The 16,305-nt window shown below is 66.4% G+C and carries 13 protein-coding genes; 7 read left to right on the forward strand and 6 right to left on the reverse strand.

The features are described from left to right. The first annotated feature begins 17 nt into the window (after positions 1-17). Together PE061_RS04210 and PE061_RS04215 are read left to right on the forward strand one after the other, a co-directional pair. Entirely contained in the window at positions 18-599 is a 582-nt protein-coding gene (locus PE061_RS04210) for a peroxiredoxin family protein (RefSeq protein ID WP_271257914.1), read from the forward strand. Continuing rightward, complete coding sequence (locus PE061_RS04215; RefSeq protein ID WP_271257915.1) at positions 599-961, forward strand: DUF488 domain-containing protein; 363 nt, start codon at positions 599-601, stop codon at positions 959-961. Before PE061_RS04210 ends, PE061_RS04215 begins: the two co-directional genes overlap by 1 nt. A gap of 22 nt (positions 962-983) precedes the next feature. Here PE061_RS04215 and PE061_RS04220 read toward each other — a convergent pair whose 3' ends face one another. From PE061_RS04220 to PE061_RS04245, 6 genes are all read right to left on the reverse strand, one after another. Further along, positions 984-1,655 carry a ChuX/HutX family heme-like substrate-binding protein gene (locus PE061_RS04220; RefSeq protein ID WP_271257916.1) on the reverse strand — a complete coding sequence of 224 codons (672 nt, stop codon included), beginning with the start codon at positions 1,653-1,655 and terminating at the stop codon, positions 984-986. 56 nt (positions 1,656-1,711) lie between these two features. Further along, the gene (locus tag PE061_RS04225; protein ID WP_271257917.1) at positions 1,712-3,274 is read right to left on the reverse strand and encodes a tannase/feruloyl esterase family alpha/beta hydrolase; all 1,563 of its coding nucleotides are present in this window, start codon (positions 3,272-3,274) and stop codon (positions 1,712-1,714) included. 223 nt (positions 3,275-3,497) lie between these two features. Further along, positions 3,498-5,801 carry a penicillin acylase family protein gene (locus tag PE061_RS04230; RefSeq protein WP_271257918.1) on the reverse strand — a complete coding sequence of 768 codons (2,304 nt, stop codon included), beginning with the start codon at positions 5,799-5,801 and terminating at the stop codon, positions 3,498-3,500. Positions 5,802-5,854: 53 nt separating this feature from the next. After that, positions 5,855-8,182, reverse strand: coding sequence for a penicillin acylase family protein (locus PE061_RS04235; RefSeq protein WP_271257919.1), 2,328 nt, complete (start codon positions 8,180-8,182; stop codon positions 5,855-5,857). Positions 8,183-8,261: 79 nt separating this feature from the next. Beyond that, a complete protein-coding gene (locus PE061_RS04240; RefSeq protein WP_271257920.1) occupies positions 8,262-9,119 on the reverse strand; it encodes a VOC family protein in 858 nt (285 codons plus the stop codon). Beyond that, positions 9,116-9,856, reverse strand: coding sequence for an aspartate/glutamate racemase family protein (locus PE061_RS04245; RefSeq protein WP_271257921.1), 741 nt, complete (start codon positions 9,854-9,856; stop codon positions 9,116-9,118). The genes PE061_RS04240 and PE061_RS04245 overlap by 4 nt, the downstream gene beginning before the upstream one ends. An 85-nt stretch (positions 9,857-9,941) precedes the next feature. Here PE061_RS04245 and PE061_RS04250 point away from each other — a divergent pair, with 85 nt between their 5' ends. The 5 genes from PE061_RS04250 (at position 9,942) to PE061_RS04270 (ending at position 16,270) form a co-directional block, all read left to right on the forward strand. Further along, complete coding sequence (locus PE061_RS04250; protein WP_271257922.1) at positions 9,942-11,282, forward strand: MFS transporter; 1,341 nt, start codon at positions 9,942-9,944, stop codon at positions 11,280-11,282. A 10-nt stretch (positions 11,283-11,292) separates the two neighbouring features. Further along, positions 11,293-12,117 (forward strand): IclR family transcriptional regulator, encoded by an 825-nt coding sequence (locus tag PE061_RS04255; protein WP_271257923.1) that lies wholly within the window; start codon positions 11,293-11,295, stop codon positions 12,115-12,117. 318 nt (positions 12,118-12,435) lie between these two features. Continuing rightward, positions 12,436-13,050 (forward strand): TonB-dependent receptor plug domain-containing protein, encoded by a 615-nt coding sequence (locus tag PE061_RS04260; RefSeq protein ID WP_271257924.1) that lies wholly within the window; start codon positions 12,436-12,438, stop codon positions 13,048-13,050. An 81-nt stretch (positions 13,051-13,131) separates the two neighbouring features. Continuing rightward, positions 13,132-15,408 carry a TonB-dependent receptor domain-containing protein gene (locus PE061_RS04265; RefSeq protein ID WP_271257925.1) on the forward strand — a complete coding sequence of 759 codons (2,277 nt, stop codon included), beginning with the start codon at positions 13,132-13,134 and terminating at the stop codon, positions 15,406-15,408. Between the two features lie 103 nt (positions 15,409-15,511). Continuing rightward, positions 15,512-16,270, forward strand: coding sequence for a GntR family transcriptional regulator (locus tag PE061_RS04270; RefSeq protein ID WP_271257926.1), 759 nt, complete (start codon positions 15,512-15,514; stop codon positions 16,268-16,270). Positions 16,271-16,305 lie beyond the last annotated feature (35 nt).

The following is a 16,305-nucleotide window of genomic DNA, read 5'->3' on the forward strand; positions in this document are numbered from 1 at the left end:
GCGGGAGGAGACCGGCCATGCCCGCGTTCCGGCCCGCGCCTGAATGGCAGACCGGCCGGTGGTTCAACAGCGACCGGCCGCTGACCCTCGCCGATTTGCGGGGCCGCATCGTCGTCCTCCACGCCTTCCAGATGCTGTGCCCCGGCTGCGTGCAGAACGGCCTGCCGCAGGCGCAGCGCATCGCGCGCCTGTTCGACCCCTCGCAGGTCGCGGTGATCGGGCTGCACACGGTCTTCGAGCATCACGCCGTGATGACGCCCGAGGCGCTCGCCGTGTTCATCCATGAATACCGGCTCACCTTTCCGATCGGCGTCGACATGCCCGCCGAGACCGGCCCCATTCCCCGGACGATGGCGGCCTATGCGATGCAGGGCACGCCGACCCTGATCCTGATCGACCGGGCCGGGCGCCTGCGCCGGCAGAGCTTCGGCGCCGAGGACGACATGCGGGTCGGCGCCGAGATCGCCTTCCTGCTCGCCGAGCAGGCGCAGGCGCCGACCGGGACCGGGCACGTCCCGGACCGGGTGGAGGAGGCCTCGATCGAATCCTTCCCGGCGAGCGACGCGCCGGCGTGGATCAGCGGCGAGCCCCAGCCCTGATGGCGGACCGGCTCCGCATCAAGCGCATCTACGCGCCGCCGTCCGGGGACGACGGCCAGCGCGTGCTGGTCGATCGCATCTGGCCGCGCGGGGTCCGCCGGGACGAGGCGGCCCTGACGCTCTGGCTGAAGGAGATCGCGCCGTCCACGGCTCTTAGGAAATGGTTCGGGCACGATCCGGCGCGCTGGACGGAATTCGGCAAGCGCTACCGGCAGGAGCTCGACGCCAATCCCGCGGTCGGCGAACTCCGCGCGCTGATCGACAAGGGCATGGTGACGCTGCTCTACGCCGCGAGCGACGAGAAGCATAACCATGCGCTCGCGCTGGCGCGCTACCTGTCGGACCATCTCCCGCGCGGCTGACGGTTTCGCGCCTGCCGCGGGCCTACGGGCACGCGCGCGGCAGGGCCGCGACAAGCGCCCGCGTGCGCTCGAAGCCCTCGACCGCCTTCGCATCGGGCTCGTATGTCTTGATCGAGGCATAGACCCCGATCACGCTGTGCCCGTCGTGATCGAGGAAATTGATGCCGCGCGTCCGGAAGGCGGGGTCTTCCGTGGGGATGTCCGTCGCATAGACGGCGGCGATCTTGCTCATCTGGATGTGGGAATGGATGCCCCTGCCCTCGTCCGCATAGACGTCGAGATAGCCGGGATCGGCATCCGGCTGGATCATCGGCACCTTGCCGTGCACGATGAACGCGTGCGCGCTGGACGGCGAGATCACCAGCCGCACCATCGTATCGGCGCCCCATGACTCGATCGACTTCCAGAGGTCCTGGAACTGCTGCGCGTCGATCAACGCGCCGACCTGCATTTCCGGGAAGAGACCGCTCGCCGTGGTGAATTCGGAAAGCTCCAGGTCGCGCGCGACGATCGCGATCGGATCGCCGGGATAGGCCTTGACCTCCTTCCGGATTCTCTCCGTCCGGGCCGAATCCGCGCAGACGGGCCCGGTGCTTGCGGCTTTGGGCGCAGTGTCCGCAGGCGCCGTGCAAGCGGCCGCGAGAAGGGCCGAAACAACGGCGCCGGCGACAGGAAGACGATTGCAGGGAAACACGTGGGATTTCCTCTCGTTTCAGGATCGAGCTCGGATTGGGGCAGGCGCGCGCGGGATCACGGCTCGCGCGGCGCGTAGCTGGACGCCGCGTTGATGTCGCCCTTGCCCTTGTACCGCGAAAGCGTGGGGTACGGATAAATCGGGCGCGACCGCCGCGGGCTTCGATCGGCCTCGTCGTGCATGACGAGATGATCGGGGCGAACGCCCTGTTCGACCCACTGCTCGAGCGCGGTCAGCGCATCATATTCGTATGGCGCATAGCCGCCGCTGCCGTGCACCATGCCGGGCACGACGTAGAGCTGCGCGAAGGCGTCCGTCGCCGCCCTGCCGCCCATTGCGGCGCGCATCTTCTCGAACCAGTCGATCGTCATCGCCGGAGACACCAGCGCGTCCGCCCAGCCGTGCACGATGATCATCTTGCCGCCGCGCGCCTTGAATGCCCGGTAGTCCGTGCTGTCCGCATCGAGGATCTCGCCCATCTCCTCCACGCCCGCCAGCTCGGCCTCGTAGTCGAACGTCATCCAGTCGAAATCGGCCCCCTTGGACTCGCGGAACACCATGTACTTGAGGCCGGTTCGCGCGCCGTCGAGCACGTAGGCGGGTTCCGGCGAATTGGGATAGAGCGCGGCCGGCCAGTCGATTTCCGAGCCGCGGTCCGTTCCCCACGGGAAGATGATCTTGCCGTTGGCATCCCGCGCGGGCGCATAGACCTTGCGCAGGGCATCGACCTGCGGCGGCGTGAGGCAGGCCGCCTCGTCTTGGCCGGGCTTGCAGGTGAGTTCGCCGGGGTCCCACGTGCATTTGCGCGGATCGTCGATGATCCCGTCCCTGAGGCCGTCGAGACGGTCGCAGGCCGCGACCACGGCCTTGTGGACCATCGGCAGCTTGTCGGAATCCATGACCGCGGTCTTGCCGTCGGGATAGACGGCGCGCGCCAGCCACGGGAAATGCGCGGCATTCTTCCATTGATAATAGGGGACCGGCGCCTTGGCGAACACGCCGTCGAAATCCTCCGGATAGCGCGTCGCCGAGAGCAGGCCCGCATTCCCGCCTTTCGAAAAGCCGGCGATGTAGGAATATCTCGCCGGGCGGCCGTAGAAGCCGCTCACGATGGCCTTGCCCGCCTGCGCGGTCACGTGATTGGCGCGGTACGCGAAATCAATCCGCACATCGACGTTGTTGTAGGCCCACACGCCGTCGAACGGCGGGTCGCCGTAGTGGCCGCCGTCGTTGGTGATCACGGCATAGCCCCTGTGGAGCCCGGGCATCATGGTTTCTTCGTAGATCTGCCCGCACCAGCCTTCGCAGGCGGCGAGCAGGAAGCGGCCATTCCACTTTCCCGGCGGCGGCAGCTGCATGATGAACTTGACGTGCGGCGTCATGTAGCCCTCGACGCGGCAGTGATCGGGGTAGGTCTCCAGCATCGGCGTCGGCGCGCCCTGCGAATGGCCCCGCTTCTTGTAGTAGAGCCGGACGTCCTCGGGCGTCTTGCGCCCGGTGACGACGGAGGCCTCCACCACCCGGCCCGGCACGTCGCCGACCTGTTCGAGGGACAGCGTGTTCAGCGCCATGCAGGCGTCCGCGAAGGCAGGCGGCGGCGGCACCGCTTCAAAGGCCACCGCCGGGAAATTCGCCCCTGCGGCGACCAATGAAATCGAAATCACTGTCTGAAATGCACGCATTTCCTTCCTCCGATGCTCACATGCTTGACAAAAGCACCCTCCCCTGGGCGCACAGCACTCGTACTCAAAATTTCGATATTCGATCCTTGCAGAAGGCTGAATTTTGAGAATTCACATAAATCTCTCTCAGAAATATCGACTTTTCCGATAGGCCTTCCCGTCAGCGCGGCGTCCGAACGTCGGGCGACAACACAAGGGTTTTCACGATCTCCGCCTTCGCGAGCTCGTCCTGCGTGAAGGGCAGCCGGTACAGCCGCTTTTCCGCGAACATCTTCATCTGGGCGGTGCGCCCTTCCGATTCCGTGCCGGTCTGCCCGTGGGTCAGCAGCACGTCGGCCTGCACCTTGCCCTTTTCCCACCGCACGAACTGCGCGTAGGCGGTTCCGAACATGATGTAGGGGAAGCCGCCCTTCTCGAGCTTCGGCGGCTGCTCTCCGTTGAGGATGCCTTCCTGATACGAACCGCCGTGCAGGGGAATGCGCCCGGCCGCGGTATCGCCGTACAGGGCCTGCCCCCACGGGGCGTCGGGGCTGAAGCCGAGCGTCCTCAGCTCGCGCACGGACGCGCCGATCGCCTCCGCGATCGCGGGCGCGGTCTGCGGCGTGATCGAAAGCGGCCGCTTCGCCTGCAGATCGACGGGGTTGTTGGCCGGAAGCACGGTCTTCATCGCGACGATCCTGTTCCAGAACTGGTGGAACAGCAGCGCGCCGCGGCTGCCCGCGTCGTTCTTCCTGTCCCAGCCCCGCAGGATCGTGCAGCCCGTTTCGATGTCGTCGCCCGCGCCGTCGCAAAGCGCCAGAATATCGTCCAGCCATTCCTCGGCCGCGAAGTTACGATTGTCGAAGATGACCTGCCGCGCCTCGTCGGGCGTGACGACGCCGTCGGCGCTGACCTCCTTCATCCGCCGCGCCGACATGACGTGCCGGATGTTGGCCTCGGGCACGGTCGGATTGCCGAAGAATCGCGACCGGTCGCTCTGGACCTTGCCGAACTCCGTGTACTTGTAGCTGTTGTTGGTGTTGTGGACGATGCCGCGCGTGATGATGGTCGGATAGTCAGCAAGCGGGGCGCCCACGGGCCTGCCCGCGTCATCGCGGAACGCGCATTCCCGGCGCGACCCGTCGACGATGTTGAACAGCACGCCGTCGCCGCCGACATGGCAATCCTGCACCTGCCTGTCGGTCCCGGCGAGCGCCTGCACGGATTCCACGAAGGCGAGGTCGCCGTGCCTGTCGCCCGCCATCAGGTGGGCGGGGACGCCCCTGTCGGTCTCGACCGCCCTGACGAATTCCGCGACGGTGCTTGCCTTGGCGACCGCAAGGAACTGGTCCAGCCCGTGCGCGCTGCCCTCGTTCGCATCGGTGTAGGCATACCAGCCCGCGGGCCGCCCCGGTGCGGCGGGCACCCTGTAGATCGGGCCGAGTTCCGAGAAGGCGAATTCGAAGGTGCGCACCGAGACGCTGCCGTCGGCCTCGAGCGCCTCGATCGGGATCTTGCGGATCTCGAGCGGCCTGCGGACGCCGTCCATCACGTAATGCGACCCGTCCACCTTCATCGCCTGCCGCACATAGGCGGTGACGCTTTGGCCCGCGTCGAGGATCGTCCAGGTCACGTCCTTGTTGAAGCCCACGAGCGGAAGCGGGAAGCTCCAGAACGAGGCGCCGGCGACGTCGATCTCCCCCGGAATGGTCAGGTGGACCTGATGCAACAGCAGCCGAAGCTGGTTTTCGCTTTGCACCCACCCGGAATGCGGATTGGCGAAGAGCATGGCGCCTTCGCCTTTCACGACGTCGCCGCCGTAGGCCCATGCGTTGCTGCCGAAACCGGCTTCGATCGAAACCGGCGTGACAGGCTGCCGCCGTGCCGTGGAAGCGGTTCCGCTGCTCCACGCCGAGCCCGACGACAGCATCTCCGGGCCGATCTCGAAGCCCTTGGAGATGACCATCAGCGACATCAGCGAGCGGGCGATGTCGGCCTCGCGGAAGGTCGGCACGTGGATACCGCCGCAAAGCGCCTTCCGCTCGCGGTCGGAGAGACTCCCGACATAGTGATTGAGGCCCGCGACGAAGCCGCGAAGATAATCCTTCGTGGTCGGCTGCAACGCATCGAGCGCCCTCTCCACCAGCGCGTCCGGAAGCTGCGTGCGGTAGAGGAGGTCCGAGGTCAGGTTCGTCATCTTCAGGAAGCCGACGGTGATGTCCGCATCCGCGCCGTACCAGCGCGAGCGCTCGCCGCGGAACGTCAGCGCGCGTCCGGCCAGCTCGCAATACCTGTCGCCCGCGAGCGCATAGCCGTATCCGAAGCCGAGGCTTTCATAATCGGCGGCCTTGATGTGGGGCACGCCGAAACGCGTCCAACGGATTTCGACCGTTCGCTCGGGGCGCGTTTCCGCCGCGCTCCACGAGGACGCCGTCGCCATCAGCAGCAAGGCGCAGAGTTTCGCAGCCGTGGACCGAATTCGCATTCTGGTTCGCCCTTTCTTCCGGCGATCATCCGCGTTGAACATCGGTGCCCGGATCACCGCTTCAGGCGCACGACCTTGGTGAATCTCTCTCTGTCCAGCTCCCGCTTGTGGAACGGGTATCTGTAGAGCGTCTTTTCGGAGAACATCCTGAGCTGCTCCGTCCGGGCTTCCGATTCCGCTGCCGGGTTCTGCCCGTGCGCGAGAAGGACATCGGCGACCACCTTCCCCTGCTCCCACCGCACAAGCTGAAGATAGGCCGTGCCGAACTGAACGCCGGGGAACCCGGACGCGGTGAGCGGAAGCACCTCCTCGACATTGAGCAGGCCCTGCTGGATCGAACCGCCGTGAAGGGGGATGTTGCCGCCCGGCGTCGCCGCGAAGAACGCGCTTCCCCACGGCTGGTCCGGCGCATATCCGAGCGCGCGCAGTTCGCCCACGGATGCCGCGATCGCGTCGAGAATCGGCGCGCGCATCTCCGGGCCGATCGACAGCCCCCGCCTCGGGAAAGGATCGACCCGGTTGGCCGTGGGCAGAAGGCCCTTCATCCTGCCGAGCTTGCCGTTCCAGAGCTGGTGGAACAGCAGCGCGCCCCGGCTGTCCGCGTCGTTCTTCCGGTCCCACGCCTTCAGGACCGCGCATCCGGCCCGCGCATCTTCGGAAGCCGCATCGCCGCACAGGGCGAGGATGTCGCCCAACCACTCCTCGGCGGCGAAGTTCCGGTTGTCGAAAACCACCTGCATAGCCTCGTCCGGCGTGACCATGCCGTCCTTGCCGATCTCCTGCATCCGGCGCGCCGACATGACGGCGCGCGGATTATATTCCGGCACCTCGGGGTTGCCGAAGAGAATGCCGTGGTCCGCGATCTCCCGACCGTAGACGGAGAACTTGTAGCTGTTGTTGGTATTGTGGATGATGCCGCGCGTGATCGCCGACGGATAGCTGGACGTCGGCGCGATGCGCGGCAGCCCGTCCGGACGCCTGACGGCGCATTCGCTGCGCGACCCGTCGAGAACGATCGGGTGGAACATCGTGCTGAAGGCATCGGGAAGCTTGCCGCCGCCGTGGAGGCAGCTCTCGATCTGCCGGTCCGTCAGATCGAGCGCCGGTCCCGCCTCGACATAGGCGACATCGCCGTTGCGATCGCCGGCGACGAGATGCGCGCCGAGCCCCCGGTTGCTCTCGACCGCCGCCTTGAATTCCGCGACGCTGGATGCCCGCGCGATGGCGAGGAACTGGTCCAGCCCCCGCGCATTTCCGTCGCCCACGTCGGTGACGGCATACCAGCCTTCCGGCCGCCCCGGCAGGGCGGGCAGCTTGTAGATCGGCCCCAGCGCCGAGTAGGCCATGTGGAACGTCCGCCCGGAAACGCGCCCGTCGGCCTCGCGCGCGGCAATCGTCAGCGGCCTGATCTGGAGCGGCTTCCGCACGCCGTCCATCACATACGTCGGCTGCGGCCCGGATTCGTCCACATCCATGATCTGCTGGACATGCCACGTGATCGTCGCCGCCTGCAGGATGCTCCACGCCACGTCCTTGTTGAAGCCGACGAGCGGGAACGGCAGGCCGAGGAAGGCGACGCCCGCGGCGTCGATCTTGCCCGGGATCGTCAGGCGCACCTGGTGCATCGACAGCCAGTGATCGTCCCAGCCGGAGTGCGGATTCCCCATCAGCATCGCGCCCCCGCCCGCGACGACGTCGCCGCCGTACACCCAGGCGTTGCTGCCCATACCTTTCCGGAGCTTCGCGTACTCGGCGAGGGCGACAGGATCGGCGTCCCGCGGCACGGTACGCGACGCCGCATCCGTATTTTTCCACACCGACCCCGAAAGCTCAGCGGCGGGGACGAGATAGCGCGCCTTTCCGGTGTTGCCGATCGACATCATCACCCGGACGATGTCCGCTTCGACGAACGTGGGGACGGGCTTTCCCGCGCACAGCGCCTTGCGCTGCGAGGCGGGCAGCGTTTCGACATAGCGATTGATGCCGGCGACGAAACCGCGCGTCAGGTCGCGCGTCTCCGGTTTCAGTTCGCCGATCGCCGCCTTCACCAGATCGTCCGACAACTGGACGCGGAAGAAGAGATCGGAGCTGAGGTTGCTGGTCGTCAGGAAGCCGGCCATCGTGCGGCCCTCCGCGCCGTACCAGCGCGACCGCTCGCCTCTCAGGCTCAGCACGTGATCCGCAAGCCCGCAGATCCTGTCCTGCGCCATGGCGTAGCCATAGCCGAAGCCGAGGTCCTCATGGTTCCGGGCCGTCACCTGCGGGACGCCGTATTTCGTCCAGCGTATCTCCAGCGGTGCGGCGGCGGCCGCCCCAAGACACGTGGAGACGAGCGCCGCGGTCAGAACCGATATGCCCAGCTTTCGCGTTCCGGCTTTCATCGTTCAGTTCCCGAATTCCGTTGCCACAAAATCGAGGCGGTGCACGTGCCCGCGCGTGCAGAAGGGGAGCGCCGTTCAGTCATGCGCCGCCTTCCGAAAACACGATCAGGCTGCCAAGGCCGACCTCGGGCCCGACGCACACCTTGCCTGCATGCTCGTGGAACGAAATGCCGCCGTCCTTCAGCGACGCCCGCAGCCTGCCCAGCGACGCCACCTCGATCTCGTAGCCGAGATAGTGCGTTCCCTCGGGCTCCGACGCCACGCCGAAGCGCTTCCGCACCGCCTCCGGGCGGACGATCTCGAGCGTGATGTCGCCCGATGGATACAGGCGCGCGCCATCCTCGCCGTCGCGAGCGTCGTGCCCGAACAACCGCGAAAAGACTTCGAATTCCGCGGGGTTCCCGGCAACGGCCATGATCTTCGTGAGCCGAACGGCGCTGTTGGGATGCCGGGTCCAGTCCTCGCGCAGGTAGAGATGCAGGTTGTAATATTTGCAGGCGTTGAAGCGCAAAGCCATCTCGACGGGAAAGATGACATCGAATTCGGGAAAGACCGGGTCTTCTCCCGGGATTTTCCATTCCCGCTTCGCATGGGCGGGCGGCGCGCTGGAGAACCCTTGCGCGAGCATCAGGCGATGGAAGGCCTCGATCTCCTCGGCAACGAGGACCATCGACCGGATTCCGGCGTCGCCCGACAGCACCGTCTGCATGACCGCGGGCAGCCTCGTGCGATCGTAGGGCGACATCAGCTCGATGAAATTGGCCTGACCGGCGCTCTTCGGCCGCATCAGGATCATGCGGTTGGCGATGCCCATCGACTCGATATGGCTGACGGGGGTGAGGCGGAACCCCATCCGTTCGAACAGCGCCGCGGCGGCATCGAGATCGGGAACATAGGTCAGCAGATGGTCTATCCGCGCCGTTCCGGCCTGTGTCATGATCGTGCATCCATCACGGTATCGCAAAGAAGGCTTACGTGCAGCGCCACGGCATCGACGATGTCGGGTGGCGTCTGCTCCGGCCGGAGCAGCAGCGGCAGCTCCGTGCAGGCAAGAACGACGGCATCCGCCCCGCCGCGCCGCAGCGCCGCGATCGCCGAATCCAGAAGCGCGCGCCCGGCATCGTCGACGACGCCCTGCGTCAGGCGCCCGAGGATCAGCGCATCGAGCCGGTCCTGCATTTCGGCATCGGGCCGAACGATCTCGCGCGCGCCCTTGCCGGACATGCGATCGAGCAGGAACGGCGCGGCCAGCGTCCTCGACGTGCCGAGCAGGCCCGCGCGCCGGGCGCCCACGGCCGAAAGATGCGTTGCCGCGGCGTCGAATACGTGGGGCACCGGTATGGAGAGCGCGGCGGCGAGGGCATCGTGGCAGCGGTGCGCGGTGACCGCCGTCAGCGCCGCCGCGGCGCAGCCCGCCGCCTGCAGCCGAAGCCCGGCAGCCACCAGTTCCGCCTCCACCTCATGCCACGCCCCGCGCCCGCCCGCGTCGAGAAGGCCGGCGAATTCGAGCGAGTCGATCATCAGCGGCGTGTTGCGATGCGCGCCGCGGCGCCTTTCCGACAAGACGTTGATCCGCGCGTAATAATCGGCCGTCGACCGCCAGCTCATGCCGCCGATCAGCCCCAGCCGGGGCGCCCGTCCGTCCGGAGAGGGGGAAGCCATTGGATCACGCATGGCGGTTTCTTATCCATTGACAAATTCATTGTCCATATCAAAACATGTTGGCCATGAAGGAACGCGGTGGAGCAGGCGAAGCGATATGAGCAGTATGGAAACCGTGAGACCCGCAGCCCTGACACCGCACGACAAGGACAGCCCGCGCATCTGGATCGCGGTGGTCATCCTCTCGGCCTGTTATGTCTTTTCGCTGATTGACCGCCTGATCATCAATCTGCTGGTCGATCCGATCAAGGCCGACCTCGGGCTCAGCGACCTGCAGATCGCGCTCGTCCAGGGGCCGGCATTCGCCGTTCTCTACGCGACCGCCGGGGCGCCCCTCGGGCGGCTCGCCGACATCATGAGCCGGCGCGGGCTCGCCGCCGCCGCCATCGCCTTCTGGAGCGCCTGCACGGCCGTGACCGGGGCGGCCGCCAACTTCCTGACGCTGGCCGCGGCGCGCGTCGGGGTCGGCGTCGGCGAGGCCGCGCTGACGCCCGCGGCCTACTCGCTCTTCGCGGACGGCGTCCGCCGCGATCGTCTCGGCCGGGCCATCGCGATCTACACGGCGGGCGGCGCGCTCGGGTCGGGGCTGGCGCTGCTGGGCGGCGGCTGGCTCTACAGCGCCTTCGAGGCCGCCGGCACGACGACCGCGCCGTGGCGGCTGACGCTGCTGGCCGTCGGCCTGCCCGGCCTTCTTCTGGCCGCGGCCGTGCTGCTCCTCGTGAAGGAGCCGCCGCGGCGTGACGCGGAGGCGCGCCCGGCGGTGCGCAGCGTCCTTGCGTGGCTGGCGCTGCACCGGCGCTTCTACGGCTGGACCTTCGCGGCCTATGCCGCGCTCAGCACCCTCATCTACGGCTTCATGGCGTGGACGCCGTCCTACCTGATCCGCACCTTCGAAATCGCGCCGGGCGAGGCGGGAATGCGCTTCGGCACGGCGATGCTGATCGGCGGCGTCGCCGGGCCGCTGTTCGCGGGCTGGGCCGTCGACCGCGCGGCTTCGCGCCTTGGCCTGATGGCGCCGCTGCGCGTCATGGCCGCCGCATTCCTCTGCGCGATCGCCGCGATCCTGGCGCTGCCGTGGATCACCGGACCCGGCAGCGCGGTCGTCCTGCTCGGCATCGTCGGCTTCTTCGCGACGGGAATGCTGGGCCTGCCGCCGATCGCGCTGCAGCTTGCGACGCCCGGCCTGATGCGCGGCCTCGTATCGGGCATCAACCTGATGATCGGCAACCTGATCGGGCTCAGCCTCGGCCCCGTCGCCGTCGCGCTCCTGTCCTCCCGGCTGGCGGGCGGGCTGGCCCCGGCGCTGGCCTCGGTCGTCGTCGCGTCCGCGCTGGCGGGAATCCTCGCCCTGCTCTGCGCGAGGGCGCCAAGGCCGTCGACGGAGACGCCCGGGCCGACTAGCGTCGCGCCGGTCACACACGAACCGATGCAGGCATGAGGGCAGACGAATGGCGGGAAAAATCAGCAGGAAAGCCGGTCTCGAGAATCGGCGCGGCGTGCAGTCGATTGATGTCGGGATGCGGATCCTGGAGGTGCTTGCCGCGTCCGACGAGGCCCTGCCGCTGAAGACCATCAGCGACAGCGTCGGCATGGCCTCCAGCAACGTGCACCGCTATCTCGCGAGCTTCATCCGGGCGGGGCTGCTTCGCCAGGACCCCGCCACCAGCCGCTACGACCTCGGCCGGCTGGCGCTGCGAATCGGCCTGTCCGCCCTCTCGCGCATCGACATTCTCGAGTTGGCGAAGCCCGAGCTGAAGCGCCTCGCCCACGACAGCGGCCTGCTCGGCATCGCCAGCGTCTACGGGGACCAGGGGCCGACCGTCGTCCACATCCAGCAGCCCAACCCCTCGGTGATCCTTACCCTTGCGCTGGGCAGCATCCTGCCTCTGCTGCGCTCGCCCTCGGGCCTCGTCTTTCTCGCCTATTTGCCCGAAGAGGCGACGCGCAGCCTCGTGGAGCGCGAGCTCATGTACAGCTCCCGCTACACGATCTCCCCGTCGACACCCAAAAGCTTCGCCGAGGTCCGGCGGGTCGCGAAGGAGGTGCGCAGCGCCGGGTTCGCCATCAACAACGTCGACATATCGCCGGGCCTGCGGTCCGTCGCCTGCCCGATCCTGGACCTGCAGAGGAACATCGTGGCCGTCGTCAGCCTGACCGGCCCCGACTCCACGCTCGGCCCCGAGCACCCGGCGCTGCACGACCTCGTGGCCGTGTGCCGCCGCCTGTCGGAGGAGGCGGGCTATCGCGCCGCATCGGAAATAGCGATCACCTAATATAGAAATTATCGTATAGACAACTTGTGTCCGAATAGGTATATTGTTTGACAGTAGGGTCCGACCGCATCGTTGGGCGCAGGGAGGCGCGCCAACCTGCAGAATCCCTGTGCAGATCGGCACCCCGAAAAGAAACGAGTCCCGGACAGGAACGCTTTTCAGGCCGAAGCCTGATGCCCGCATTCCCTGATCGCTGAAGACGCAGGTCCTGCGGCGGTCTGCTCGAACACCGGCCTTGTTTCCACGAAATACAACGTAGACGTTGCAAATCGAGGTTCAGCGCATTCTGCCAGTGCTTGATCGAAAAGGGGGAAAACAATGAAATCGCAAGTCCGCGTATTGACGTATGCCACAGTTTCGCTGGCGGCCATGATCGCCGGGTCCGCTCCCGCGTGGTCGCAGGAGGCGGCCATCGAGGAAGAATTGATCGTCGTCACCGGCACCAACATCCGCGGCGCCAACGTGATTGGCAGCGCAGTGCAGTCGCTCAGCGCCGACGACATCGCCAAGACCGGCAAGGCCACCATCGCCGAGCTGATGCGCGAGCTCCCGGTGAACTTCGCGGGCGGCGTCGGCAACTCGGACAATAATCGCGGTCAGGATACCAGCTCGCAGGGCTCCAACCTCGGCGGCGGCTCGGGCGTCAACCTGCGCGGCCTCGGCGCGCTGTCAACGCTCGTCCTGGTGAACGGCCGCCGCGTTGCGGTCTCCGGCCAGTTCGGCGACTTCGTCGACATCTCGAACATTCCCGTCGCCGCGATCGAGCGCATCGAGATCCTTCAGGACGGCGCTTCGGCCGTCTACGGCTCGGACGCCGTCGGCGGCGTCGTCAACATCATCCTGAAGCGCAAGGTGGACGGCCTTCACGCGCTCGCGCGCATCGGCACGACGACCGAGGGCGGCGGCGCGGAATATCAGGGCAGCCTCGTCTAGGGCACGGCGTGGGACAGCGGCAACTTCGTCCTCGGCTACGAATACAACAAGCGCGAGAACGTCCGCGCCTCGCAGCGCGGCATGACCGGCGACTTCTCGGATCGCGGCGGCGTCAACTGGCCGCTTTACACGAACCGGGCCGGAACCGCGGCGAACATCTTCTCGGGCAACGCCGCGTTCAACGGGAACGTCGCCTATACCGTTCCGCAAGGCAGCAACGCAGGGCTTTCCGTATCCGATCTCATTCCTGCGACCGGCGGTTTCGGCAACACCTTCAATCCGTGGGCGGGCGTCGACATCCTTCCCGAGATGGAGCGGCACAGCCTGTTCCTGTCGTTCGATCAGGAGGTCAGCGACAAGGTCTCGCTCTACGGCGGCGCCCGCTACACGCGGCGCGACGGCTTCTACGGCATGGGCACGGGCTATTCCGCCTTCTACGGAAGCCTGCCTGCGACAAATCCCAACTACATCACCGGGGTTACGAACAACTTCGGCGTCGTCATCGACGACCAGCCCCTGATCCGTGACACGTGGGTGAAGAGCCTCGCGCTCGAAGGCGGCATCCGTATCGAGATGTTCGGCGACTGGATGGCCGACGCAGCCCTGTCGTACAGCCGGGAGAAGCAGCATCGTTACAGCACCTACCTGCGCGATTCGAACGTGCGGGAGTATTTGCCGAACGGGACATTCGCACCGAATTCGATCGCGTGCTCGCTCATGGGGCTGAACGCATCGAACATCGGCTCCATCGCGTCGCCGACCCCGGCGCAGACCTATTGCGCCGGCCTCGGCTATGAGACGTGGAACCCGTATTCGACCCAGCCGCTGTCTGCCGCGGTCATCGACCAGCTCATCGGTTACGAGGACCTGACGTTCAATTCCGACGTCCTGCAAGGCACGGTGAAGTTCGACGGAACGCTCTTCGCTCTGCCGGGCGGCAACGTGAAGCTCGCGCTCGGCGCCGACTACCGCAAGGAGAAGATCAACGGCCAGCTCGATTTCAACTACCGCAGCATCAATTCGCACACGGTGGAATACGGCACGACCAAGCAGGACGTGATCTCGATGTTCGCCGAGGCTTCGATCCCCATCGTCGGCGCGGAGAACGCCATGCCGGGCATCGCTGCGCTCGAATTGTCAGCCGCCGTTCGCCACGAAATCTCGAGCAGCAGCAACCTCAAGGAATTCACCACCACCAATCCGAAGTTCGGCTTCCGCTATGCGCCGTTCGAGGGTTTCAACATCCGCGGAAGCTGGGGCACCTCGTTCCACGCACCGCCGATGCGCTTCCAGTACAACGGTCCGCAACCCGTGGCGGGCGGAAACGCGATTTTCTATGCGAACGCCTTTTATCTGGCGCCGTGCAACACGACGCTTGTCACGCTGAACGGCTTCACCGGCACGCCGGGTTCGCCGACCGGAAACTGCACGTTCACCGGTATGGTCGTCTCCGGCGGCGCCGGTCCCGTACTCGAACCGGAAACCGCAGAGACATGGACGCTCGGCTTCGATTTCACGCCGCCGTCCGTCCCCGGTCTCCGGCTCGGTTTCAACTACTTCAACATCGCGATCAAGGATCGCATCGTGCGCATCACCGGCGGCGGGCTCAGCAGCATCCTCGCCAACTATTTCGCGACGGGTACGAGCCCCTATCTGAGAAATCTGGATTTCAACCCGGATGACGCCGTTGTCCAGGCGTTGATGGACGATCCGCGCTTCCTCGGCCTTCAGGGCCCCGGAGCGACCAGCGATGCAAGCGGCATCGCCGCAATCATCTACGCGACGCAAACCAACCTTGCGCGCCTGAAGACGCAGGGCTTCGACCTGTCGCTGAACTACGCGTTCGATGCCGGTGATTTCGGCGCGTTCGACCTGTTCGCGAACGGCACGCGGTTCACCAGCTACAAGATCGAGGGTTCGCCCGGCGGCGGGTTCGTCGACAAGCTCGGCATCTATGAAAGCACCGGCAACCCGCTCAAGTTCAAATCGCGGCAGGGCATAAGCTGGAACAAGGGGCCGGTCTCGCTGACCGTCGCCGCCAACTACACCGACAGCTACAAGTGCGTCGCCGGCTGCTACGTTCCCTCGGCGACGGGCGCGCCGGTGCTCAACACCGATCCGGTCAAGATCGACTCGTGGCTGACGTTCGACTTCCAGCTCGGCGTCGACCTCGGCGGGCTCGGCGGCGCCTTCAAGGACGCGGGGCTCACGTTCAACGCGCTCAACGTGTTCAACGAGGACCCGCCGTTCATCGACACCGGCCGGTCCGTGGTCGCCAACGCCCCGGAACCGTATGACACGTATAATGCGACGATCATCGGACGAACCGTGTCGCTGACGCTTTCAAAGCGTTTCTAGGAACGGGAAATGCGGAGCCGATGCGCGATTTCCGTGTCGGCTCCGCATTCGATCATGACGATGCAGCCGTTCCGGGACGCAGCCGCGCTGCGGAGACAGGACGATGATTGATCATTCCGATCAGCCGGACGACAAGGCCGATACGCGGACGATCGCGGACTATATCTATCAGGAGCTTCACCGCGACATCGTCTCGGGCGCGTTGATACCGGGCACCAAGCTGCGCATGGAGAAATTTTCCAGGCTCTACGGCGTCGGCATGAGCCCGCTTCGCGAAGCGCTCGTGAAGCTGACGGGCGACGCGCTGGTCCGCACGGAAGGGCAGAGAGGGTTCTGGGTCTCGCCCATATCCGCGAACGAATTCGAGGATACCGTGGGAATACGGGCCCTGATCGAGACGGAAGCCGTCATGCGCTCGATCAGGCTGGGCGACGGGGCGTGGGAAGCGCGCGTGCGCGAGGCCCATGCCGCGCTCGCCGAGTCCGCGGAGCGCCTGATCGAAGGCGATGACGACGTCGCGCTCGCGGCCTGGGAGCGCGCCAACAGGCGGTTTCACGATGCGCTGGCGTCGGCGTGCGCGTCGCCCTGGCTGATGCGGATACGCCAGATGCTGCACAGGCACGCGGAGCGGTACCGGGCGATCGTGCTTCCCGGTCGCCGCATAGACCCCGACACCCACGATGAGCACGACGCCATCGCGGAAGCCGTGCTTGACCGGAAATCCCTGCGCGCGGGCCATCTCATCAGGACCCATGTGCAGAGAACCGCGAACTGCGTGCGCGAAGCGTTGCAAACGCGCGAGCACGGCGGGGACACCGCGCCCGCGGCACGATGTGCGAAAGCGCTCAACCAGGGGTTCTGAAAGACCGTTCGGTGCAATTGAGACATATCGGAAAA

It is taken from the genome of Sphingosinicella microcystinivorans, assembly GCF_027941835.1.
Lineage (GTDB): Bacteria > Pseudomonadota > Alphaproteobacteria > Sphingomonadales > Sphingomonadaceae > Sphingosinicella.

What these genes read in the sequence shown, in the direction of transcription:
- PE061_RS04270 (WP_271257926.1), top strand. Translation starts at nt 15,512, where the DNA reads ATGATTGATCATTCCGATCAGCCGGACGACAAGGCCGATACGCGGACG.
- PE061_RS04265 (WP_271257925.1), top strand. Translation starts at nt 13,132, where the DNA reads ATGACCGGCGACTTCTCGGATCGCGGCGGCGTCAACTGGCCGCTTTAC.
- PE061_RS04250 (WP_271257922.1), top strand. Translation starts at nt 9,942, where the DNA reads ATGAGCAGTATGGAAACCGTGAGACCCGCAGCCCTGACACCGCACGAC.
- PE061_RS04230 (WP_271257918.1), bottom strand. Translation starts at nt 5,801, where the DNA reads ATGCGAATTCGGTCCACGGCTGCGAAACTCTGCGCCTTGCTGCTGATG.
- PE061_RS04235 (WP_271257919.1), bottom strand. Translation starts at nt 8,182, where the DNA reads ATGAAAGCCGGAACGCGAAAGCTGGGCATATCGGTTCTGACCGCGGCG.
- PE061_RS04240 (WP_271257920.1), bottom strand. Translation starts at nt 9,119, where the DNA reads ATGACACAGGCCGGAACGGCGCGGATAGACCATCTGCTGACCTATGTT.
- PE061_RS04255 (WP_271257923.1), top strand. Translation starts at nt 11,293, where the DNA reads ATGGCGGGAAAAATCAGCAGGAAAGCCGGTCTCGAGAATCGGCGCGGC.
- PE061_RS04245 (WP_271257921.1), bottom strand. Translation starts at nt 9,856, where the DNA reads ATGCGTGATCCAATGGCTTCCCCCTCTCCGGACGGACGGGCGCCCCGG.
- PE061_RS04260 (WP_271257924.1), top strand. Translation starts at nt 12,436, where the DNA reads ATGAAATCGCAAGTCCGCGTATTGACGTATGCCACAGTTTCGCTGGCG.
- PE061_RS04210 (WP_271257914.1), top strand. Translation starts at nt 18, where the DNA reads ATGCCCGCGTTCCGGCCCGCGCCTGAATGGCAGACCGGCCGGTGGTTC.
- PE061_RS04215 (WP_271257915.1), top strand. Translation starts at nt 599, where the DNA reads ATGGCGGACCGGCTCCGCATCAAGCGCATCTACGCGCCGCCGTCCGGG.